Annotated in this window: 20 protein-coding genes; 8 read left to right on the top strand and 12 right to left on the bottom strand. The window is 44.5% G+C overall.

Features of this window, described 5'->3' with window-relative positions; all coding sequences use genetic code 11:
- A partial coding sequence (locus QUA07_RS24275; protein ID WP_333330266.1) for a tetratricopeptide repeat protein occupies positions 1–1,224 on the bottom strand: 1,224 nt, incomplete at its 3' end.
- A gap of 150 nt (positions 1,225–1,374) precedes the next feature.
- Here QUA07_RS24275 and QUA07_RS24270 point away from each other — a divergent pair.
- Positions 1,375–1,638, top strand: coding sequence for a hypothetical protein (locus tag QUA07_RS24270; protein ID WP_333330199.1), 264 nt, complete (start codon positions 1,375–1,377; stop codon positions 1,636–1,638).
- 150 nt (positions 1,639–1,788) lie between these two features.
- Here the strand turns inward: QUA07_RS24270 and tsaB are convergent, their stop codons facing one another.
- The 3 genes from tsaB to QUA07_RS24255 all read right to left on the bottom strand — a co-directional run bounded on the left by tsaB (position 1,789) and on the right by QUA07_RS24255 (position 4,616).
- Positions 1,789–2,448 (bottom strand): tRNA (adenosine(37)-N6)-threonylcarbamoyltransferase complex dimerization subunit type 1 TsaB, encoded by a 660-nt coding sequence (gene tsaB, locus QUA07_RS24265; protein WP_333330196.1) that lies wholly within the window; start codon positions 2,446–2,448, stop codon positions 1,789–1,791.
- Positions 2,449–2,450: 2 nt separating this feature from the next.
- Positions 2,451–4,163, bottom strand: coding sequence for a serine/threonine-protein kinase (locus QUA07_RS24260; protein ID WP_333330193.1), 1,713 nt, complete (start codon positions 4,161–4,163; stop codon positions 2,451–2,453).
- Between the two features lie 204 nt (positions 4,164–4,367).
- Entirely contained in the window at positions 4,368–4,616 is a 249-nt protein-coding gene (locus QUA07_RS24255) for a Ycf34 family protein (protein WP_006632635.1), read from the bottom strand.
- Between the two features lie 108 nt (positions 4,617–4,724).
- Here QUA07_RS24255 and QUA07_RS24250 point away from each other — a divergent pair, with 108 nt between their 5' ends.
- Positions 4,725–5,975: a CCA tRNA nucleotidyltransferase gene (locus QUA07_RS24250; protein ID WP_333330190.1), complete on the top strand. Its 1,251-nt coding sequence runs from the start codon at positions 4,725–4,727 to the stop codon at positions 5,973–5,975.
- Positions 5,976–6,103: 128 nt separating this feature from the next.
- Here QUA07_RS24250 and QUA07_RS24245 read toward each other — a convergent pair whose 3' ends face one another.
- The 4 genes from QUA07_RS24245 to QUA07_RS24230 form a co-directional block, all read right to left on the bottom strand.
- Entirely contained in the window at positions 6,104–6,451 is a 348-nt protein-coding gene (locus QUA07_RS24245) for a DUF952 domain-containing protein (protein WP_333330187.1), read from the bottom strand.
- 19 nt (positions 6,452–6,470) lie between these two features.
- On the bottom strand, positions 6,471–8,063 hold the full coding sequence (locus tag QUA07_RS24240) for a CocE/NonD family hydrolase (RefSeq protein ID WP_333330184.1): 1,593 nt from the start codon (positions 8,061–8,063) through the stop codon (positions 6,471–6,473).
- A 141-nt stretch (positions 8,064–8,204) separates the two neighbouring features.
- On the bottom strand, positions 8,205–8,657 hold the full coding sequence (locus tag QUA07_RS24235) for a cupin domain-containing protein (RefSeq protein WP_333330181.1): 453 nt from the start codon (positions 8,655–8,657) through the stop codon (positions 8,205–8,207).
- A gap of 211 nt (positions 8,658–8,868) precedes the next feature.
- A complete protein-coding gene (locus QUA07_RS24230; RefSeq protein ID WP_333084250.1) occupies positions 8,869–9,639 on the bottom strand; it encodes a cysteine hydrolase family protein in 771 nt (256 codons plus the stop codon).
- A gap of 209 nt (positions 9,640–9,848) precedes the next feature.
- Here QUA07_RS24230 and QUA07_RS24225 point away from each other — a divergent pair, with 209 nt between their 5' ends.
- The 6 genes from QUA07_RS24225 to QUA07_RS24200 all read left to right on the top strand — a co-directional run bounded on the left by QUA07_RS24225 (position 9,849) and on the right by QUA07_RS24200 (position 16,987).
- A complete protein-coding gene (locus QUA07_RS24225) occupies positions 9,849–11,258 on the top strand; it encodes an amidohydrolase (protein ID WP_333330178.1) in 1,410 nt (469 codons plus the stop codon).
- 113 nt (positions 11,259–11,371) lie between these two features.
- On the top strand, positions 11,372–12,511 hold the full coding sequence (locus tag QUA07_RS24220) for a serpin family protein (protein ID WP_333330175.1): 1,140 nt from the start codon (positions 11,372–11,374) through the stop codon (positions 12,509–12,511).
- A 131-nt stretch (positions 12,512–12,642) separates the two neighbouring features.
- A complete protein-coding gene (locus QUA07_RS24215) occupies positions 12,643–13,845 on the top strand; it encodes a glycoside hydrolase family 10 protein (protein ID WP_333330172.1) in 1,203 nt (400 codons plus the stop codon).
- A gap of 14 nt (positions 13,846–13,859) precedes the next feature.
- Positions 13,860–14,576 carry a TIGR02117 family protein gene (locus tag QUA07_RS24210; RefSeq protein WP_333330169.1) on the top strand — a complete coding sequence of 239 codons (717 nt, stop codon included), beginning with the start codon at positions 13,860–13,862 and terminating at the stop codon, positions 14,574–14,576.
- A 95-nt stretch (positions 14,577–14,671) separates the two neighbouring features.
- Positions 14,672–15,445 (top strand): 1-(5-phosphoribosyl)-5-[(5-phosphoribosylamino)methylideneamino]imidazole-4-carboxamide isomerase, encoded by a 774-nt coding sequence (gene hisA, locus QUA07_RS24205; protein WP_333143846.1) that lies wholly within the window; start codon positions 14,672–14,674, stop codon positions 15,443–15,445.
- Positions 15,446–15,577: 132 nt separating this feature from the next.
- Positions 15,578–16,987, top strand: coding sequence for a cation:proton antiporter (locus QUA07_RS24200; protein WP_333330166.1), 1,410 nt, complete (start codon positions 15,578–15,580; stop codon positions 16,985–16,987).
- Between the two features lie 237 nt (positions 16,988–17,224).
- Here QUA07_RS24200 and QUA07_RS24195 read toward each other — a convergent pair whose 3' ends face one another.
- From QUA07_RS24195 to kaiC, 4 genes are read right to left on the bottom strand one after another with little or no spacing between them, the layout of a single operon-like run.
- On the bottom strand, positions 17,225–19,960 hold the full coding sequence (locus QUA07_RS24195; RefSeq protein ID WP_333330163.1) for a PAS domain S-box protein: 2,736 nt from the start codon (positions 19,958–19,960) through the stop codon (positions 17,225–17,227).
- Positions 19,935–20,327 carry a circadian clock KaiB family protein gene (locus QUA07_RS24190; protein ID WP_333330161.1) on the bottom strand — a complete coding sequence of 131 codons (393 nt, stop codon included), beginning with the start codon at positions 20,325–20,327 and terminating at the stop codon, positions 19,935–19,937. Before QUA07_RS24190 ends, QUA07_RS24195 begins: the two co-directional genes overlap by 26 nt.
- Positions 20,328–20,348: 21 nt before the next feature.
- Positions 20,349–20,684, bottom strand: a complete 336-nt coding sequence (locus tag QUA07_RS24185) for a circadian clock KaiB family protein (RefSeq protein ID WP_333330159.1) — start codon at positions 20,682–20,684, stop codon at positions 20,349–20,351.
- A 24-nt stretch (positions 20,685–20,708) separates the two neighbouring features.
- Positions 20,709–22,148, bottom strand: coding sequence for a circadian clock protein KaiC (gene kaiC / locus QUA07_RS24180; protein ID WP_333330156.1), 1,440 nt, complete (start codon positions 22,146–22,148; stop codon positions 20,709–20,711).
- Positions 22,149–22,181: the final 33 nt, after the last annotated feature.

The following is a 22,181-nucleotide window of genomic DNA, read 5'->3' as shown; positions in this document are numbered from 1 at the left end:
AGCTTCCCCACGGCGATCGCCGGTTGCCCGTCTCAGGGGAAGCGACTGGCCCAAATACTCTAGCGCTTTCTGTTTTTCTCCCAATGCTGAGTAGACATTGCCGATGTTGTTGAGGGTGGTAGCTTCCCCGCGGCGATCGCCGATTGCCCTACTCAGGGAAAGCGACTGGCTGTAATACTCTAGCGCCTTCTGTTTTTCTCCCAAATCTGAGTAGACACCGCCGATGTTGGTGAGGGTGGTAGCTTCCCCACCGCGATCGCCGAGAGCCCGAAATAGGGGAAGCGACTGGCTGTAATACTCTAGCGCTTTCTGTTGTTCTCCCAAATCTGAGTAGACATCGCCGAGGTTGGTGAGGGTGGTAGCTTCCCCACCGCGATCGCCCGTTTCTCGCCTCAGGGGAAGCGACTGGTTGTAATACTCTAGCGCTTTCTGTTTTTCTCCCAAATCTGAGTAGACACCGCCGATGCTGGTGAGGGTGGTAGCTTCCCCACGGCGATCGCCGATTGCCCGACTCAGGGGAAGCGACTGGTTGTAATAATCTAGCGCTTTCTGTTTTTCTCCCAAATCTGAGTAGACTAAGCCAATGTTGGTGAGGGTGGTAGCTTCCCCACGGCGATTGCCCACTGCCCGACTGAGGGGAAGCGACTGGTTGTAATACTCTAGCGCTTTCTGTTGTTCTCCCAATTCTGAGTAAACTAAGCCGATGTTGTTGAGGGTGGTAGCTTCCCCAAGGCGATAGCCTACTGCGCGATACAGGGGAAGCGACTGGTTGTAATACTCTAGCGCTTTCTGTTGTTCTCCCAATTGTGAGTAGACACCGCCGATGTTGTTGAGGATGTTAGCATCCAAAGCAAGAGCATCGGTTATCCGACTCAGGGGAAGGGACTGGTTGTAATACTCTAGCGCTTTCTGTTTTTCTCCCAATGCTGAGTAGACTCTGCCAAGACCATAGAGGCTAAGTGCTTGCCCTCTATTGTCGCCCGCTTCCCGATACAGTTTTAATGCTTCTTCATATTTGACGATCGCACCTCTTAAAGCTTCCGCTGTTCCTTGATTGTAGAGTTGTATTCCTTCTTTTAATGCTTTTGCAGCAGCCTCGCTACTGTTAGTTTGTGCTGTTTGTAAGACTTTGCCAACGGGCGCGGCTGCTGCAACTGGCTGACTTAGCTGAAGCGAAAGTGCGATCGACATACCAGCCAAAAACCATTGAGTGCGATCGAACATAGCCACCCTTTTTGTATTTTTGTCAATTTTACTCACTAGCTCGCTTAGTGTAAAGGCAGGAAGAAGTAAGGGCGATCGGCATTTTTGCTAGAGTTAACGAGTAGTGCGATTCCCTGCGCGATAGCTACACCGCGCGTACTTTTTCCCAGCATGAACAACATCCCAACTACCCCCGATCCCGTAACCAGCCACTGGGATTGCCCCGAATGCGGCGGCACCGGTACCCTCAGCCCAGAAATTTGCCCTGTTTGTCTCGGAGCAAAATACATCGATCTCGGTACAATAACGAACTGGATGCTCGATTTCATGGAATCTCGCGGCTGCGATCGAGCTGAGATCGATCAATTGCGAACCGAAAGCCCAGACCCGCTAACATTAACTTTTTGCCTCGAAGTTTGTATCGCCCTTAAATAAACAAGGATATCAAGTCTGCTTAATTGCTTATAAATCATTTACGGGCATCGGGCATCGGGCATGGTCGGAAAAAAAACGCACTCTACAAGTTGATTTAACTGAAACGAAATCATGCCCAATTCCCTATTCCCAATGCCCTATTCCCAATATTCAGTGTCCTTTAACCGGATGTTGCCCGTAAAAAGGCAAAGCCTCCGACCAATCAGGGCGACTTCCCATTTGCCACTCCAAATAAGCCAATTCCAACACACTAGAAACCGACCAACCCAACTCGCTACCAACTTCAATCAACTGATAAGAACTCCCCCAATTATCCAACTTTTCCTGCCAAGATTCAGGAGTCATCACCGTATCAGGAAACAACTCAGTTAAACCAGAATCTTTGTTAACTGAATAAACCGCCCCAAACAATTGTCCCCGCTGTGCAGGCATTTGCAGCGCCATATCCTGATTTGAGATAGATTTTTTACTGCTGCTGCAAGCGACAGCCGCCAAAGTTGAAATCGCAAAAACCGGAATATCCAACTGTTGGGCCAAAGTGCGCGCCGTCACCATACCCATCCGAGTCCCCGTGAAACCTCCGGGCCCCTTCGCCACTGCAATAAAAGCCAAATCAGCCCAAGTTTGCGGCCCAATAAACTCGACTAAATACTGATGCAAATGAGTGGCTAAATCGCGATCCAAATTCCAAGTTTGGCAGCGAGAATCCCCGGCAAAATTGCTGATGGCTAAACCGAGTTCGCGACTAGCTGTGTGCAGGGCTAAGCCGTATTTTTTAACTGATGTTCCGTCTGGGGGATTGCTATTCACGATTACTGATAATTTTCCTTAACAAAAAACAGCGGCAAAGCCACAACTAAGCAACCCAAAAGAATGCCAAATATTCCCGTATTTAAAATCCTGGAATTACCCATGCCCCCAGTCATCAAAAACAGCACAACTAAACTTGCAAATAAATTTTTATTGGCAAATTCTTTGTTTTGGGAAACTTGATGTTTTACAGCCATAAAACCCGAAGAAACTATTAGCGCGAACCACGAATTAAAAATGACTATTTGAGAGCCAAAAATAAACCAAACTAAGGCAAACATTAGTGCATCTATCCAAAAATCCTGAGTTTTCAACTTCGGCAGCCAAAATTCTTGGGTAGCAACAGGTGCGATTTTCTTGACTAATTGATTGTGTTGCAGCCGCACGAGTTTGTTTCTCAATTGAATCTTGGGATCGATTTGCAATATTTGCTTCCACTCCGGGCGGCGAGAATTGTTGACTCTTCCCAACAGCTTCACGGCTGCGACTTTATTTAACTGCAAATCGGTGAGTCTGGTGGCAATTATTTGAGATAAGTGCGGATAGTAAACGGGGTTGTCTTCGGTTCTGTTGATGACGATATTGAGCTGTTGCTTGGCTTGACTGACTTGGATTGTAACATTGTACGGGGCGAGATCCTCTTGTAAAGCTTGCTGAATTTCGGCTTGCTCTTGGCGAGTGAAAAGCGACACACCGGGCGCGGGTGTAACCACCCGTTCTGCAGGCGTTTCCGGCGCGTCTAGCACAGGCGCTGCGTCTAAATACACCGGTTTGGGGTTCAAGTGCCGGATGACTGCTGATGCTGAACTGTAGCGCCGATTGGTGGCACTTTGAAGCATGGTGTCGAGGATGCGGCCGAAATCATCGCTAACAGCAGTCTTCAAATAATTTCGCCAAGCCCAAGAATCCTCTGTACTGTCGAACAAATCGAAGGGAGGAATTTCAGTCAGCAAGTGAATGCAGGTAACGCCCAAACTGTAGATATCGCTGGCAAAAACTGCTTTCCCCATCAATTGTTCTGGGGCTGTATAAGCAGCACTGCCGATGATTGTACCTGTTTGTGGCAACCCGGTTGCTGTTACTTTCTTAGCTGCACCAAAGTCTACTAAAACAATATCTTTTTGGAAAGGAGAGGGTTGATAGGAACTTTCTAAGGCGGGTAAAGGAGTTGGAGATAGGCGGCGGCGAATGATATTTTCGGGTTTGATATCGCGGTGAATAACTTTGGATTTGTGGACGAAGTGGAGCACTGGCAATAAATCGTTGAGAATTTGCCGAATTTGAGTTTCGGTGAATGCTCCTTTTTGTTCTAATTCTCTGGCTAGGTTTTTGCCGTCTATAAATTCTTGTACTAAATACTGTCTCCCGTCTTGTTCAAAATGCGCGATTAATTCTGGAATCTGGGGATGTTTTCCCAAGGTTTCTAGCTGGGCTGCTTCTTGGTGAAATAGTTGAGCGGCTTTTTCGGCTGCGGTATTTTGCTGCAAAAATTGCTTGATTACGCACTGCGAAAAAATCAGGGGTTTGGTTTCATCAACTGCTAGAAAGGTTCGGCCAAAGCCTCCTTGCCCGATCGGCTTTATGGTTCGGTAGCGAGATGCAGATGGCGTTTCTGGGTCAATAGTCAACAACAATTTTGAGCCGCAACTTTGGCACAATTCTGCATCCCCTGGGTTTTGCGGATTCTGACAAGTTGGGTTTAAGCAATAGCACATTTGATTTTAGATTTTAGATTTTAGATTTTAGATTTTTAATTGGGAAGGGGGAATTGGGCATCGGGCATCGGGAATTGGAAATTGGGAATTGGTTATTGGTTGTTATCGTTAACAACTCAAAAAAAAACTATAAAAAACAACAAATAGCAACCAACAACCAACAAATAACTAATGACTACTGACTACTGACTAATGACTTCTGCCTTAAGTCGGGACGAGTTCGCCTGGCCGCAATTTTGCCCATTTGCCGGTCTCTTGCTTGAAACTCTGACACCCGACTACATCCCATTCCATTTCAATTTCGTCTTGGCGGGGGCGAATGTTTACGTTGATGGTGGGTTCTACGGGGTCGAAATCGGGTGTTTCGGTGAGGTGAAGCTGTTCGTGCTGTTCTTCTACGGCGTGGTAGGTGAAGCAGCGGTCTACATAGTGGCAGTTAATACAAATACACATTCTTGATATCCTCTGTGCATTTCAAAAAGATTGGTGAAATTTGAGCTTTCTGTTAATCTAGCGTAGCAAGAGTTTAATTGTTTGTAAGGAAAGTAGATTTTTGTTGCGATGCCGATTAATTTGCCCTCTTCATTATCTCCTGATAGTTGGCCGTTTGATTTGGAACTGCTGACACCGCCTGCTTATTTGGTGGGCGGTGCGGTGCGGGATGCGCTGCTGGGGAGGCGATCGCACTATTTTGATTTGGATTTCGTTATGCTAACACGGGCCGTGAAGACTGCTCGAAAAATTGCCGATCGCACGAAAGGTGGATTTGTCTTGTTGGATGCGGAACGCCAAATTGCGCGGGTTGTATTTGCGGGCGGTACGGTGGATTTGGCGCAGGCGGAAGGGGGGACTCTGGAGGGGGATTTGCTGCGCCGGGATTTTCGGATAAATGCGATCGCCTGCAATCCTTTTACAGGAGAAATCATCGATCCTTTGGACGGTCAAACGGATTTGCGCTTGGGTTTGCTGCGGATGGTTTCGCGGTCAAATTTGGAGGACGATCCGCTGAGGTTATTAAGAGCTTACCGCCAAGCGGCGCAGTTAGGTTTTGCGATCGAACCTGAAACTCTATCTGCGATTCGGGAATTAGCGCCGCTGTTGAGTCGGGTAGCGGTGGAACGGGTGCGGACGGAATTAGGTTATTTGTTGAGTAATCCTGACGGTGTTCCTTGGATTTGTCGCGGTTGCGAAGACGGTTTGTTTTCGATTTGGTTTGAAAGTGCGATCGACCGTTTTGATATTTTGACAAAAATTGATTTGTGTGCTGACCAATTAGCGGCAATTTACCCGGAATTAGGGAAGGAATTCGGGCGTCAGATTCGAGATACGATTAAAACGCCGTTGTTGGCTGTCGGCAAGTTGGCTATTTTGGCAGATTCTGACCCAACAATTGCTGAAACCCAGTTGCAGCGGTTGAAGTACAGCAATGCGGAGATTAAAAGTGCGATCGGGCTTTTGAAATACTTGCCACAATTGCAAGCAAAACCCATCGCGGAAATGTCTTTGCGGGAACAGTATTTTTTGTTTCGGGATGTGGGAATAGTATTTCCAGTTTTAGCGGTTGTGGCCGTGGCTGCGGGAGTTGCGGTTGAGGATATTTCACTGTTAATTAATCGCTATCTGGATGCTGATGATATTATTGCTCATGCCACACAATTAGTTAGCGGTAATGATTTAATGGAATATTTGAAATTGCCCCGAAGTCCGCGCATCGGTCAAGTGTTAATGGAGATTCAATTAGCGCGGGTGGAAGGGAGAATTGCGACTCGCGAAGATGCACTCAAATTGGCGGCAGAGTTGGTTAATCAGTAAGTTTAAATTGATATATTTCAGGAATTAGAACGGGCAAGATGCCCGTTCCACAAAATTCAACTTTCCCGTGGGCCGTTGCTCCTAGCCCGCCCTAAAAACTTAGTTGACAATGCTCAAAAATCAGAATTTTAAACAACATCCCTTAATTCTTCAGGCAATTCAAACTTGCCATCTGCACCCGGTTCAAACTCAACAACTTTCAACACAGCATCAACATTCAGCGGCCCGTAAATGTGCGGGTAATTTTCACCCGCAGCCAATTCATACTTAAGTTCAGCTTGCACTTTGTCCGAGTCAATCAAAAGCAGCAGCAATCCTGTTTGTCCCACAAAAAATTTATTAGCAGATTTAAGAACTTGCGGCAGTGTCGAACAGTGGATAAATCCTTCAGTATCTAGCGTATCTCCGCGATAGGATTGAACTTGTTTTGCTTCTTCCCACTGTTGGCTGCGGGTGATGTGAAAGATAACGCTCATAGTTAGATAGATTTTAGGTTTAATTGACAATTGGCAGCAAAATTTGAGAGGGACAATTCCCGCCACAACTTACTGTCAGCGTGATAATTTTAGCATCGATCGCCCGCGCTTCACCGCCCGGCGCACCCGTTCCCGGATTCACGTCGTAAGCAGGAAAACAAGCCGCACTCAAACTCAGACGCAAGGCATTACCTTTGGCAATTTGCATACAAGTTGCTTGCAGCACAATTCTTACAGGTGTTTCACCTGAATTTACCCGGACGTAACCTTGAGTAAAATTGTAGACGCTGCCGCTATCTTTGACCTCAGAAAGTATCGCACACAAATCAAAAGTAGGCGTATCTGCGGTACAAAATACTTCGACAATTATATCTCCAGCTAAGTCCAAATCTGCTGTTAGCGGTGCCGAAGTGTATGTTAAAATGTCGGTGCGGCAGTCAATAGTCGATCGCTCCATCGCACCTGCAGGAAATGCAGCATGACCTCCCAAGGATGGCACCGGGCGCCAAGGGTCATGTACAAATATATCATCAGTGCCAACATCCCGGCAACAATCTGTTAAAATACCCGCATCTTCTCTCATCGCGGCAAGTCCGGTACTTCCTAAAAAATAAGATTTATGATTATTATTAGGCCATTTATCAAATTTTCTCCAATCATTCCTCCCCATCTCAAATAGCGAAATCGGCCGCTCATCTAATATTCCTGTATCAACTCCTTTGAGGAAGCGATCGAACCAGCGAATTTGCAACTCATCCACAGGATTGGAAGCTGCAAAACCATAATCCAACGCTCCAACTTTTCGCCCCCAAGGTAAATGCGCCCAAGGGCCAATTATCAAATGCTGCGGACAGGAACTTCGGCTCGCCATTTCCTTGTAAAAATGGATTGTTCCCCGCAAATAAGTATCAAACCAACCGCCCAAGTGGAGCATTGGCAAGTCTAAATTTTTGATGTTTGGCGATAACTTTTCCCAATACTCGTTCTGTCGATAATTATCCAACCAATCGTGATAATATGAGTCGGGTGCCAGATTTTTAATAATCTCAGGACGCGCCGGCACACTATCGCATAGCGGGAGATTTATCGAAGCTGCATACAAGGCTTGATAGGCAGAAATATCGGCTTTTAAGCGAGCGGTTTCTGCGGCTAGCTGAATTGCCCAGCCGAGATTTGATTGCAGACAAAACGCGCCGCCTTCATAGGCCCAATCTGTGTATAAATTGCAGCCTACCATTGCCGGACAAATTGTGATTAATGCGCTCGGTTTAGCAGCCGCCGCGTAGAGTTGAGTCATGCCTTGGTAGGAAAAACCATACATTCCGACTTTGCCGTTACTTCCCGGCAAATTAGCTGCCCAATTGACGCTATCAAAACCGTCTTGTGTTTCGCTAACAAATAGGTTAAATTCGCCTTCGGAAGTGCCGCGTCCCCGCACGTCTTGGATGACAACAATGTAGCCGTGTTTGGCGTACCATGCGGGATGGGAATATACGACTGTAGAGGCGAGATCCCTTCCGTAAGGTTGTCGCATTAACAATACTGGAAATTCGCCCTCCGCATCGGGGCGGTAGATGTCAGCATCTAAACGAACCCCATCTTTAGTTAGCATTGACGCTGTTTCTTTCGGACAAAGTTTCAGCATAAATCCTAAAAAACATCAACTAAAAAAGTTCGTAGTAAGGGCTTTAGTGGTTTTTCTAAAGAATCCAGTCCTTACTACAAACCTAGGAATCAAGTTCTTACTACAAACCTAGCACGGTACGAGTACATCCGATCGCCCCAGAACTCTCATATCCTCCTCATCGAGTTCGACTGGTGTGCCGCTGCGAATTAGTTCCACAAAATCCTCATTCGGCACCATGATGCACAAAGTGTACAAACGTTCACTGCCCGTATTCTCAATTACGTGAGTGCCTGTTGGAGGCACTAACAAACTATCTCCAGGTTGAATACTAATTGTTTTGCCGTCGCAGGTTGCTTGCCCTTTTCCTTTGAGTACAAAAAACATTTCTACTGCGAATTGATGGCGGTTGGGAGGAGTTTTGCCCCCCACATCGAAAATCTCCACGCAAACTGTTAATGAAACATTCGCTATTACCGGATCGAAGACGATAGCTAATCTATTAGTATCGCCCGGACTGATGCGAAATGCTTGGTAGTCTTTCGGAGACTTTATAATAGGAATCACGCACTGGTTTGTCATTTTTTTATTGTTAGTTGTCAGTGGTTATGTTTCTGCTGTCATTAGTGAGAATCCAGAGTCATTAGTCCGCCGCTCAACCTCCAAAGTTTATTGATTTCACAGGAGAGTTCGCTGTCAGAGCAGGAAGCGAGATATAGGCTTTGCTGTGCGAGACTCTCGCACTCCTAAAAAACGCTTTTTATACTCCAGAGGGATACTCCCCTGATGACTGCTATTTAATTGCTTCTAACATAGCCTGAGAATCCGACAAAAAACCAAAACATTGTTTAACGTTATAAAGAGTAGCTTGCCAGCAATACTCCGGAGATGTCGTCGCTGTACAATCTTTGACTAAAATACAGTCGTAACCGAGGAAATTAGCATCTTGCAGCGTAGCCATGACGCACTGATCGGCGTTTACTCCTCCGAAGAAAAGTGTAGTTCTGCCGAGGTTCCGCAAGATACTATCTAAAGGAGTATCCCAAAAGCCGCTCATTCGATATTTATCAACACAAATATCCTCCGGTTTTGGTTTTAATTCATCGACAACCTGCGCCGCCCAACTCCCTGCCATCAGTACAGGTGCGTTGTTTTTTGGCAGCGGATCTCCCAAACCTACGCCGTCGCCTGTGGGATTGTAAACGTGACGGGAAGCTGCACTAATATTGAGTAAATCGGGGCGGTTTCCCCAGTTTATCCAAATAATTGGTACTGCGTGCGATCGCAATTTTGGCAGTAAATTTGTTAAAGGATTAATTGGAGTTCTTGCAGGCGTTACATCTACGCCAATATGTGCTAGCCAACCGTCGGGATGACAGAAATCGTTTTGCATATCTATCACCAACATTGCTGCTTTTGCTAAGTCCAAACGCAGGGTTTTAGTTTCTGTTTCCAGGGTAACAGGTTGAGGCGCGATCGGCGATCGGGTGATATCGGCAATTTTGGCATCAACTTTCCAAGCATTCGGCGGTACGCCCAAGGTGCGGAGAGAATCAGGATTCATATTGATTTTGACTCAAAAACAATTTCAATCTTATAACTATTTGATTGTCACTAACTTGTCATATCTTAAATCTTGGTTATAATTAAGTATCAGCGGCAACTATTTGAGAGTTTTTATGATTTATTAACTTTATTACAGGCGACCGCCAATGTTAGCGCCGTGGAATCATACAATAAAAATTAATATAAATTTACCAAAAGGGTAAATCTATGAGCTTTACAATTCAAAATGCTTTAATTCCGGTTGATAGTGGTTATGAAACTGCAGATGTGCAAGTGGTGCATAATTGCATAAGTGCGATCGCGCCCAATTTAGAGCCTGCGGGAACAGTTATCGATGGCAAAAATAAGCTGCTGCTGCCAGGTTTTGTCAACGCGCACACTCACTCTTCAGAAATGTGGCAACGAGGCATCATTCCCCCTTTACCGCTGGAGTTGTGGATTGCCGAATTGTACGATTTTACACCTCTCGATTCCGAACAAGTTTATTTGAGTGCCTTGGGAACTGCGGTAGAAACATTGCTGTCGGGCGGTACAAGCGTAGTCGATCATTTAGTTTTGATTCCGGGGCAAGAATTAGAAACAATCGCCGCAGCAGTTCGCGCTTATCAAGAAATCGGCATCCGCGCTTTTATCGGGCCGTTAATTCAAGATGAATCCCTGACAGCGGGAATGCCTTCTGGCGATAGCGGCATCGAACACGCGGCTTACATTCGATCGACTAAGGCAACTTTGGAATTAATGGAAACAGCCATAAAACAGTTTCACAATCCCGAAAAAGGTGTTAATATGTTGTTGGCGCCGACGGGAATTCAACTGTGTTCCGATGCTTTGTTTGAAGGCTGCATCGAATTGAGCGATCGCTACAACCTTTGCCGTCACGCCCACCTCTTGGAAACCCCCGCTCAAAAACAGTTAGCTCACGAAAAATACGGCTGTAGCGCTGTCGAACACCTGCAAAGAATTGGTTATTTGAGTCCACGAACTTCCTTAGCCCACTGCGTTTGGCTGGACGATTCCGACATTGCGATTATGGCAGAAACTGGAGCGACTGTTGTACACAATCCCCTCAGCAACTTGCGGCTAGGAAGCGGGATTGCGCCGATTTTGAAATACCGTCAGGCGGGAGTCAACGTATCTTTTGGCTGCGATGGCGCTGCTAGCAATGACTCTCAAGATTTGCTGGAAGCGATTAAAATTGGTTCAATTTTGCACAATATCACGGATTTAGATTACCGCCAATGGATTACACCGCGCCAGTCTGTAGAAATGGCATCCCTGGGAGGAGCAAAAGGCTTGAATCTCGCCGATGAAATGGGTTCGCTGACAGTCGGAAAAAAAGCAGATTTTGTGCTGTATGATTTAACCAGTTTATCCTTGCTGCCGCGCACCGATCCGATTGGGTTACTAATATGGGGACGCCCGACTAATGCGGTAGACAGCGTTTGGGTAAACGGCAAGCAAATTGTCGCCGAAGGTAAGGTGAAAACGATCGATGTTGATGCTTTGAGGCGGGAATTATTCGATCGCAGCGAGTGGACGAGCAAGCGTCAATCTCAAACAGTCAGTGAAATAGAAGCCCACTATCGAAAAGTCATGAACCTGCAAGGTTATTCTTAAAAAATTAACCAAGAGAATAGGATATCATGTCCGGTTGAATCACATAATTAGCCCCGCCACTAAAAATTAACGCAATCAACCTCGCAAATCCCAATCACTCAGAAGCTCTAGCCATGACACCCCCTAACAATCAGATAAATGTAGACGCCAGACTTGTTGCAGCTAATACCAAATTTGGTTTTAACTTGTTCAACACCCTCAGCAAACAACAGCCGAATAAAAATATTTTTATTTCCCCTACTTCTGTCGCCCTCGCACTGTCAATGACATACAACGGAGTCAGCGGAGAAACCAAACAAGAAATGACAAAAGCTCTCGAATTAACGAAAATGAGTTTAAAAGCAATCAACGCAGCCAATCACAATTTGCAAAAGAGTTTGCAAAAAGATGACCCCAAGGTTCAAGTATCAATTGCCAACGCGCTTTTGGTCAGACAAGGCTTCTCATTAAAACCCGAATTTTTGCAAATAAATCAACAATACTACCAAGCCAATATTGCCGACATAGACTTTGATAGTCCGCAAGAAGCTCTCAGCCTCATTAACAACTGGGTGAGCGAAAAAACTCACGGAAAAATTGATAAAATAGTCACTAAAATCAACCCTACTACACTTTTATTTTTGATTAATGCCATCTATTTCAAAGGAAACTGGGAAACGCCATTTGATCAATCTAAAACTGCCAACAAAACTTTTTATTTAACAGACAGCAGTTCCAAACAGCATCCAATGATGTCCCAGATGGGCTCTTATCGGTGCTACGAAACAGAAACTTTTCAAGCAGTCAGTTTACCTTACGGCAAAAAAGGCGCTCTGAGTATGTATATTTTCTTGCCAAACTCCAATACCAATTTGGCAACTTTCTCGCAGCAATTAACACCCGAAAACTGGAATAAATGGATGCAAGAATTTAGAGCTAAAAGTGGAATGATTGAAATACCGCGCTTCAAAATAGAGTATGAAGTTAAACTGAACGACACACTTATAGCTTTGGGAATAGCAGAAATTTTCGGTGGATTGAAAACCGACTTTTCCCCGATGACTGATAGCCCAGTAGCAGTAGAATCGGTAAAACACAAAACATTTGTCGAAGTTAACGAAGAAGGTACAGAAGCAGCAGCCGTGACTGTAATTGAGATGACGAGATCTAGGCCGGCTTTTGAAATGAATGTAAACCGTCCATTCTTTTGTGCTATTCGAGACGATACTACAGGAACAATATTATTTATGGGTACCATCGTTGACCCCCAATAATATCAAAAATAGTAGGTGCGTCAGGAAATGTTCGAGTGATTTTTAATAAAATAACCCTCGCTGACGCACCCTAACAAGCTAATTATACGGTAAAATATCAGTCTAAAAATAATCCTATTTGCGACAAATTGATGATTAAATTGCACAAATGGCAGCGGATACTGGGTTTAATAGTTGTTTTTACGATCGCCCTTACCTCCTCCGCGATTTTATCCCCCCGTCTCTTGGCTCAAACCCCGCCCACCACCCCAACAACCGAAGTGCGCGGCGTCTGGCTGACGAACATTGACAGCGAGGTTATGTTCTCCCGCAACAACATCATTGACGCTGTAAATCGACTCGATCGACTCAATTTTAATACCATCTATCCCACGGTTTGGCAAGGAGGCTATACGCTTTATCCGAGTGCTGCAGCCCAACGAGTATTCGGACAGTCGATCGACCCCTCGCCCGGATTGAAAGACCGAGACATCCTCAAAGAAATTATAGCACAATCCCACCAAAAAGGTATAGCAGTAATCCCCTGGTTTGAGTTTGGTTTCATGGCTCCCGCCGAATCGGAATTAGCCACACTTCACCCAGAGTGGCTGGCGCAGCGGCGCGACGGTTCAACTATTTGGAAAGAAGGCCAACACGATCGAGTTTGGCTGAATCCCTTTCATCCCGAAGTCCAGCAATTTATCTCAGATTTAATCCTAGAAATTGTCGCTAATTATGATATAGATGGTATTCAATTTGACGACCATTTCGGCTTGCCCGTAGAATTTGGCTACGAGCCGTTAACAGTGTCAATGTATCAGCAACAAATCAAAAGCCCTCCCTCCGACGACCCCCGCGAAACCTTCTGGGTGCGCTGGCGCGCTGACAAAATCAACGACTTCGTGGGCCGAGTTTCCCGCGCCATCAAATCCCGCAAAGAAAAATGTATTGTCAGCTTATCTCCGAACCCTTTTCACTTTTCTTTACCCGCCCACTTGCAGGACTGGTTTACCTGGGAAAGACGCGGCTACATCCAAGAAATTGTGTTGCAGGTTTATCGCAGCGATATCAAGCGTTTTAGTGCAGAACTGGAACGGGAAGAAGTTAAATTGGCTAAACTTAACATTCCAACTGCGATCGGTATTTTAACTGGTCTTAAAAATAATTCTGTGCCCCTAAAACAAATTCAAGAACAAGTGCAAGAAGTGCGAAAAAGAGATTTCGCTGGCGTGTCGTTCTTTTTCTACGAAAGTTTGTCTAATTGGGCTAACGAAACCCCCGAACAGCGCAATTATGCCCTGCAAGAATTCTTTCCCACAAAGATGCAGCGCCCGCCATCCGAAGGCCGAATTTGAAACCCACGGTTAAAATGAGAAAAAGCATACAGCGCTTAGGAATTGTCATCTTATCTTTGACCACTTGCCTAACAATTGGCTATCTCACTCCCAGAAAGTGGGGAAATTACTCGCAAGCAGATTGCACTCTCTCTCTATACATTTCTAACGAAGGCATCCACACCGAAATCATTGTTCCAGTTAAAAATGAATATTTTGACTGGAATCAATTTTTACCCCTAACACAAATAGGGCGAGATGCCACTTCTGATTATAAATATTTGTCTTTTGGCTGGGGAGATCGAGCTTTTATGTTGGAAACTCCCACATCAGGAAGTATCAACCCAGTTACAGCTTTCAAGGCGCTATTTCTCCCTACTCCCTCTACGGTACACGTTCAAGGTTATCGGGTTCTCCCCCGAAATATAGAAACCAAATGTGTGAAAATTAGTGCAGCAAATTATCTGAGGCTGGTAAATTTTATTAAAAATTCATTCCAATTAGACGCAGCAAGTAGGCTAATGAAAATTAGCTACGGCTACGGTAACAACGACAGTTTTTATGAAGCAAAAGGCAGTTACTATATTTTAAGAACTTGCAACGACTGGACGGCCGAAGCTTTGCAAAAAGCTGATGTCAATACTCCTTTATGGTCTACGCTTTCTTCGGCGATTATGTTTCATTTAAATAGCGGTTGCGAATGTCAAAAAAAAATGGTAATGGGTAATACGATTTTAGATTTTAGATTTTAGAATTCGGAATGAATGATTATGTATGGGTTGGGAGTACGGGCATAAAGTTGCATTCTTTTTTTTAACTGGTATAATTAGCAATTTGAGGAAAAATTATGAATGTAATTCCAGCGATCGACCTATTGGATGGAAAATGCGTCAGATTGTATCAGGGAGACTACGCGAAGTCTCAAACTTTTAACGACAACCCAGTCGCAGTCGCCAGACAGTGGGTAAATGAAGGCGCAACCATGCTGCATTTAGTAGACCTCGACGGCGCCAAAGCAGGTCATCCAGTCAACCAAGCAGCCATAGAAGCGATCGTCCGATCAGTAGACGTTCCCTGTCAAGTAGGTGGGGGAATGCGCGATCGCGCTTCTGTTGCTGCTATCCTCAATTTAGGCGTCCGGCGCGTCATTCTCGGCACTGTCGCCGTCGAACAACCGCAATTAGTCGGCGAATTGTGCGCCGAATTTCCTGATCGAATTCTGGTCGGCATCGATGCCAGAAATGGTAAAGTTGCGACTAGAGGCTGGCTAGAAACTTCGGAAGTTTTAGCAACAGAATTGGCGCAAAAAATGGCAGAGTTAGGGGCCGCTGAAATTATTTACACCGACATTCACCGCGACGGTACTATGGAAGGGCCGAATTTGGAATCTTTGCGCGAAATTGCTAACGCTATTTCGATTCCGGTGATTGCCTCCGGTGGCGTTAGTTCGATCGCAGATTTGTTGAGTTTGCTGGCTTTGGAACCAATTGGTGTCAAAAGTGCGATCGTCGGTAGGGCAATTTATACCGGCGATATCTTGCTAAAAGAAGCAATTCAAGCAGTCGGACAAGGGCGGTGGCAGGATGTACCGCCAGATTTGGGTTCTTCAAGTTTTGCTTGATAGTCATGTCGAGTTAACTGGCTACCCAATATGTAACAGTTATCAATTTCCGACTCACAATCAACAGTCAACAATCAAGAGTCAACAGTCAACAGTCACCGTAGAATCGTTTTTCTTACCATCATCGTAACCATGTTTTTGAACCATACAATTACAGCTTTAAGTTCTGGGATGGCATCCCTAGTTGCTCCCATACCTTTGTTAGCAACAGTCGAGGCCGAAAATTCGCCGCTCGTCCTCAGCGGAGTTTTGCTCACTTTGGTAGTGATTTATATCGCCAGTAAAATCGGCGCAGAAGTGGCTCTCAAGTTTGATTTTCCGCCGGTTTTGGGTGAACTTGTAGCAGGGGTAATTGTTGGCGTATCTGCTTTACACCTAGTCGTTTTTCCCGGAAGCGGGCTGTCAGCATCCAACTCAGGGATTATGACAGTTCTGCAATCGATTAATCATCTGTCTCCTGCCGCGCTTACCAGTGTGTTTGAATCGCAGAGTGAAGTCATTGCAGTGCTAGCTGAATTAGGCGTGATTATTCTGCTGTTTGAAATTGGCTTAGAGTCGGATCTCAAACAACTGAAAGCAGTGGGAATTCAAGCCACCGTTGTCGCTTGCGTAGGTGTGGCAGTTCCCTTTGCCGCTGGTACTGCGGGCTTGATGATAATTTTCCACACGGCGGCGATTCCGGCGATTTTTGCAGGGGCTGCTTTGACGGCAACCAGCATCGGAATTACCTCCAAAGTGTTGTCTGATTTAGGACAACTGAGCTCTAAAGAAGGTCAAATTATTGTCGGTGCGGCGGTGATTGATGATGTGCTAGGAATTATTGTCCTGGCTGTTGTCGCCAGTTTAGCGAAAACCGGTGAGATTGATGTTGTTAATGTCATCTATTTGATTGTTAGTGCAACTGCGTTTCTGCTAGGTTCGATTCTGTTGGGGGGCATCTTCGACAAAACCTTCTCGGCGGTGGTGGGTCAACTCAAAACTCGCGGCAATATTCTCATCCCGGCATTTATTTTTGCTTACTTCATGGCTTTTCTGGGCAATGCAATTCATCTCGAAGCGATTTTGGGTGCCTTTGCTGCGGGCTTGGTTTTGGATGAAAGCGATGCCCGCAACGAGTTGGATGAATTGGTGAAACCCATCGCCGATTTATTTGTACCCATCTTTTTTGTGACGGTGGGGGCTCGGGCGGATTTGGGAGTTTTGAACCCAACAGTGCCGGATAATCGGGCGGGGCTTTTGATTGCGGTATTTTTGATTGCGGTGGCGATTGCGGGCAAGTTGGTGACTGGTTGGGTGGTGTTTGGTCAGCCTGGAATCAATCGATTGGCGATCGGAGTGGGGATGATTCCTCGGGGCGAAGTCGGGTTAGTGTTTGCCGGCATCGGTTCGGCGAGTGGGGTTTTGGATAAACCGTTAGAAGTCTCGATTATTATCATGGTGATTCTGACGACTTTTTTGGCTCCGCCTTTTCTGCGGGTTGCCTTTGGCGATACGGTAGAGCCTCCTGCTAGTGGGGAACTTTCTAGCGAGAAAATAGTTTGATTGAGGGAATTTGAGTCTGGGCGATCGACTAATTTAGACACAAAGGTCGATCGTCCAAATTGTCTTACCCCTAATACCATGTCCCCTCGATTCCCTCCGCTTCGCTTCGCCCGAAATCAGTTAGGGGCGGGTTCACCAACCATATCTACCAATAATTGACAATCTCAAAAACCCGCCCCGGCCGGGATATTATGGTCAATCGATCGCCTCTACGGATGCCAATGGTTGAAATACTTTTTATTCAGCAACTTCAATATCTTTCTCTTCCTGGGGATCTTTCGTAACTCCTAATTTAGATAAATCCGTTAATTCCATAATGATATCCATTTTAAAACTCAGCGTTAAATCTTTGAGGGCATTGGCGATCGCCACTTGAGAACTAGGTATTTGTTCAATTAATTGCACCAGGAGATCCCCATCACAATAGTACGCCGCATCATACATTTGCTGTAACCATTCGGCGGGCATCATTGCTAAATCATCTCTCGACAATTTAACCCTCGGCAGTGAAGAAGACTCTTGAGAGGTAAGGGGCGGGATGCGATTTGCTTTATTCTCGTCTAGCGGCAGTATCTCCGTTAACATTTGTAATAACTGTGCGATCGTGTAAGGTTTTAACAAAAATGTTTTGACATTAGCCTCTAATGCCAGCTTTCTGTTAGCAAGGAGTCCGCTAGTCGCAATTATCTTCACCCCAGGATTAATTTCTTGCAACGCGCGCATTGCGGAAACACCATCTAGGTTAGGCATCATCATATCCATTAAAACCACACTAATTTCCTGTTGATTTTCCCTATAGACAGCGATGGCTTCAAGCCCATCACTAGCGAGTATTGTTCTGTAGTTATAGTTTTCTAGAGAAGTCTGTGTGATCTCTCGAATAGAGGCTTCATCATCAACAATTAAAATCAACTCGCCGTTACCTCTATGCATTGCTTTTTCTACGGTTTTGAGGCTGACTTCTCCCTCTATAGCTGGTAATAAAACCTCAAATTCCGTACCCTTACCCAACTCGCTATAAACCTTAACAAAACCGCCATGATTTTTGACAATCCCCATTACTGTTGATAATCCTAGCCCTGTTCCTTTGCCAACTTCCTTGGTAGTGAAAAAGGGGTCAAAAATTCGGTTTAACAATTCTGGCGGCATACCAATTCCTGTATCAGCCACCCTCACCGCCACATAAAAGCCTGCTTTTGCTTCCAAATTCATCAGGGCATCATCTTCATCCAATGAGCGATTTTCGGCAGAGATGGTCAAACTTCCTCCTGATGACATGGCATCCTTAGCGTTAATCATCAGATTCATAAATACTTGGTGTATCTGGGTAGGATCACCCGATATTGTCCATAGTTCCATTGCGGGAATTTTAGTCGAAATAGTTATTGATTTGGGAAATGTTTGTTGAACAACACCGATCACTTCTAGGAGCAAATCGCCTAGTTGTAATATTACATATTCACCATCCGTTGCTCGACTAAAAAGAAGAATTTGCTTGACCAAATCAGCCCCACGTTCAGCACTACCCGAAAGGAGTCTTAACAGTCTTTGTGTCGGTTCATTTATATTGGTAATTTTGAGAGGAAGCAGTTGACTAGCTCCCAGAATCGGGGTGAGAATGTTATTTAAATCATGTGCAATTCCACTTGCTAACGTTCCTAAACTCTCTAATCGCTGGGCATGATAAAACTGTTTTTCAAGTTGTTTTTTTTCAGTGATATCACTATTAACAACGAGGATAGATTTGGATTTTGAAAAGTGATTATTGATCAGTGTTTTACGACTTTCTACGATTATATTCTTACCTGTTTTAGTAAGTTGATCTATTTCCCCCTGCCAACTGCCTTGCTGGGTAGTGATTTGGATCGGCTCAGTTACTTTACACTGTTGATTAAATAAGGTTTGAGTTTTCTGCCCTATAACTTCGGCTTCTGCCCAACCATATAAACGTTCAGCTCCTTTATTCCAAAATAAAATATGATCGTCTAAATCCTTTACAAAAATGGCATCACTAGCAAGATCAATTAAGGCTGCTTGTTCCGCAATTTTTTGCTCTGTTTCTTTACGTTCGGTAATATCCGTAATAATTTCTATGCCCACCCAACAATCTTGTGCTTGATCCCATTCAGCAACATAGTTTGAGGCAAGCCATCGAATCGTGCGATCGCCATGCAAAAACCGATATTCGATCACACCAGAGCGCCCCGCTTGAATATATTCGATAAATGAAGCGAGCGTTTTTTCTCGATCTTCGGGCAATATATTCGCTATGAATAAGGCAGAATCTGCTTGCACTGCTTCTAAGCTATAGCCCAAAATCTGTTGAGTTCCGCCTATCCAAGAATCGATCTCTAAAGTACCATCAGTCAAAAGACGAAAATTTTTAATAACGGCGATCGCGCTGTTGAGAATGTGAGTGAGTTTCGCAGATTCTTTTATTTTAGATTCTGTAATATCAGTAACAATAATACTATTAACTAAAATCTCATCTATCTGAAGTTGTTTAAACGATAATTTAACAGGTACTTCCTTATTTCCCGTTGCTGTGATCAACAATAATTCTCTAGTCAGATTTTTTTCAGTCTGAACCTGCTGCAAAAGTAGTAAAAATGCTTTTTTATCCTGGGGCGCAATAAAAGTTTCTAATTGAGAGCCGATCAGATTTGTTAAAGGACAATTTAAGAGTTCTGCGAGTCGCTTATTACAGTACAAAATTAAACCTTCAGAAGATACGGTAGCCGCTCCTTCGCCCATTTGTTCCACTAAACACTGATAAACATAATCTGCCCCCTGAATCGTAAAAACTCGCTCTCCTCGCTGCGTAGAAACAACAACAGCATCAACTTCCCCAGAACGAATCGCCTGCAACGTTTCTTCCGCTACATTTAGGCGTTCCTGCACCTCTGCCAATTCCCGATTTAGGGTTTCGACTTCTTGGCTCATTTTTTCAAGAGGGCTCAGAGAATCCTTCATTTCTTTCCTCTCCAATTATATTTTTTTTAGGCACGAGATTAAGACCAAGTAAGACTTTTTCTGTATTCGATAAATTGCCAATCATCTTTTGTAAGGGCAGAGGTAACTTTTTTATCAAGGTGGGAACAGCCACAATGTTCTCCGCAATAACAGATTCTGTCTGTTGATAAATATCAATAACTTCTAACTCATAACGCCCTTGGAGATGTTCCTCACAAATCTTTTTGATGTTTTGCAACGCCGTCACCGATTGGAGCGTTGTACCTGAAACATAAAGACGTAGGGTATAATACTCTTCCTTTGATTGGGACAGGGAGTGTTCAAAAAGTTCTGTGGTTGTTTCTTTAACATCTTCGGAGTCAATCATTTTTAGTACCTCTATCTTGAGTTATTGTTCATCGACACGAAGAATTTGCAGTCCTACCAGAACTTTTTCAGTATTTGATAAATCACCAATAATCTTTTTAATCGGTTCTGGCAATTTTCTAACGAGAGTCGGTAGAGCAACGATGCTATCTTCTATGGCTAGCTGCGGTTGTTGACTTAAGTCAATAATTTCAATGGTATATTGACCGTGAAGATATTCCTCACATATCTTCTTCAAATTGGCAAAAGCAACCAGAGATTTAGGTGTATGTCCCGCCACATATAACCGCATTTGCCAAAGATGTGACTCTTTTGTGTTAGTGGGCTGTGAGAAATTATCTGTTAAATTATCTGTCATTTTTTTTATCCTTAGAGACAGGTTTTAGGGATTAAGATGACGTAATCTTCCCATAAAGGTTCGATTCTCCAGCAGCGCTTTTTCTTCCTCTTGTTGTTCTTCAAGCAGCAAATCTAACTCCGCATCTCGATTGAGCAATTGCATTTGTAGAGCATTTATCTGAGCTTGTACGATTTTTTTCTCTTGTTCATACTCACGTTTTTTTTGTTCAAAATTCTGTCGGCGTTTTTGATAGGCAGATTTTTCCTTTAGTTCTTGATTGAGTCTTTCCGTTCCTGTTAATACCTTGCCATCTCCCAAGTAAACCTCGACCAACTTTACACCTTCATTGGTGACGATAAATTCCCGTACTTGATTTGAGTGCATCATGCCGCGAGATTTGAGGGCATAGAGAATCCGATTGCGCTCCCCATTCACCTTGATCGTTTGGAGTTCTAACCAAGTATCCATCAGAGAGGAAACACCCATTTCTGTCTGTTCGTGGTCATTGTCAGTATCACCGGGCGTTAAATCTGTCAAAAAAACGGTGATTTGTTGGCTCTTTAAATAGTCAATCAAACGCATAAAAAAGCTTTTTGTTTGCATAAAGCTTCCACTCAAAATGAGATTACTCATCGGATCGACGATAATCGTGCTTGGTTGAAATTCTTTTACCCAACGATGGATTTTAAACAAACGCATTTCTAAATTGTAGTTAGTGGGACGTACCGCATCAAATTGCAATAATCCCTGCTCTACATAGGGGGCTAAGTCCAGACCAATCGACTTTAAATTGCGGAGAATTTGTTGGGGGGATTCTTCGGTGGCGAGATATAAACACCGTTCGCCTCTCAGGCAGGTTGCTTGGGCAAAATGAGCGGCCAGCGTTGTTTTTCCCGTTCCTGCCCTGCCTGTGACAAGAATACTGCTACCCCGATAGTAGCCCTGCCCGCCAAACATTTCATCAAGCTGGGAAATGCCCGTTGAGATTCGCTCATTAGAAACCGCATGATCTAACTTTAAGGAAGTAATGGGTAAGACCGAAATGCCAGTTTGTTCAATTAAAAAAGGATACTCATTGTTACTATGGCGAGAGCCACGATATTTGACAATTTGAAGGGTTCTGGTGGCGATTTCTTGAAAGGTTTTTTGCTCTAATTTGATCACACAATCCGAAACATATTCTTCTAAACCTTGACGGGTTAAGGTGCGATCTCCTCGCTCCCCTGTGATCACGGCTGTCACACCTTGGTCTTTTAACCAATGAAATAAACGGCGTATCTCGGCTCGGACAATGTTGGCATTGGCTAAACCAGCAAACAAGACTTCTATCGTGTCTAAAAGTACCCGTTTAGCGCCAATTTTTTTGATCGCATAGCCTAGACGAAGAAATAGGGCTTCTAGGTCATATTCTCCTGTTTCCTCAATTTCGCTGGGTTCAATATAACAATACTCCGGACAGTTTTTAAGCAGCCAGAGTACCATAAGACAAGACTGAAGGAAGGTTAGGGTGATTTA

This window comes from Microcoleus sp. T3_A4, from assembly GCF_036700465.1.
Taxonomy (GTDB): domain Bacteria; phylum Cyanobacteriota; class Cyanobacteriia; order Cyanobacteriales; family Microcoleaceae; genus Microcoleus.
Note: the sequence above shows the minus strand (reverse complement) of the source record. Positions and strands in the feature narration are given on the sequence as shown.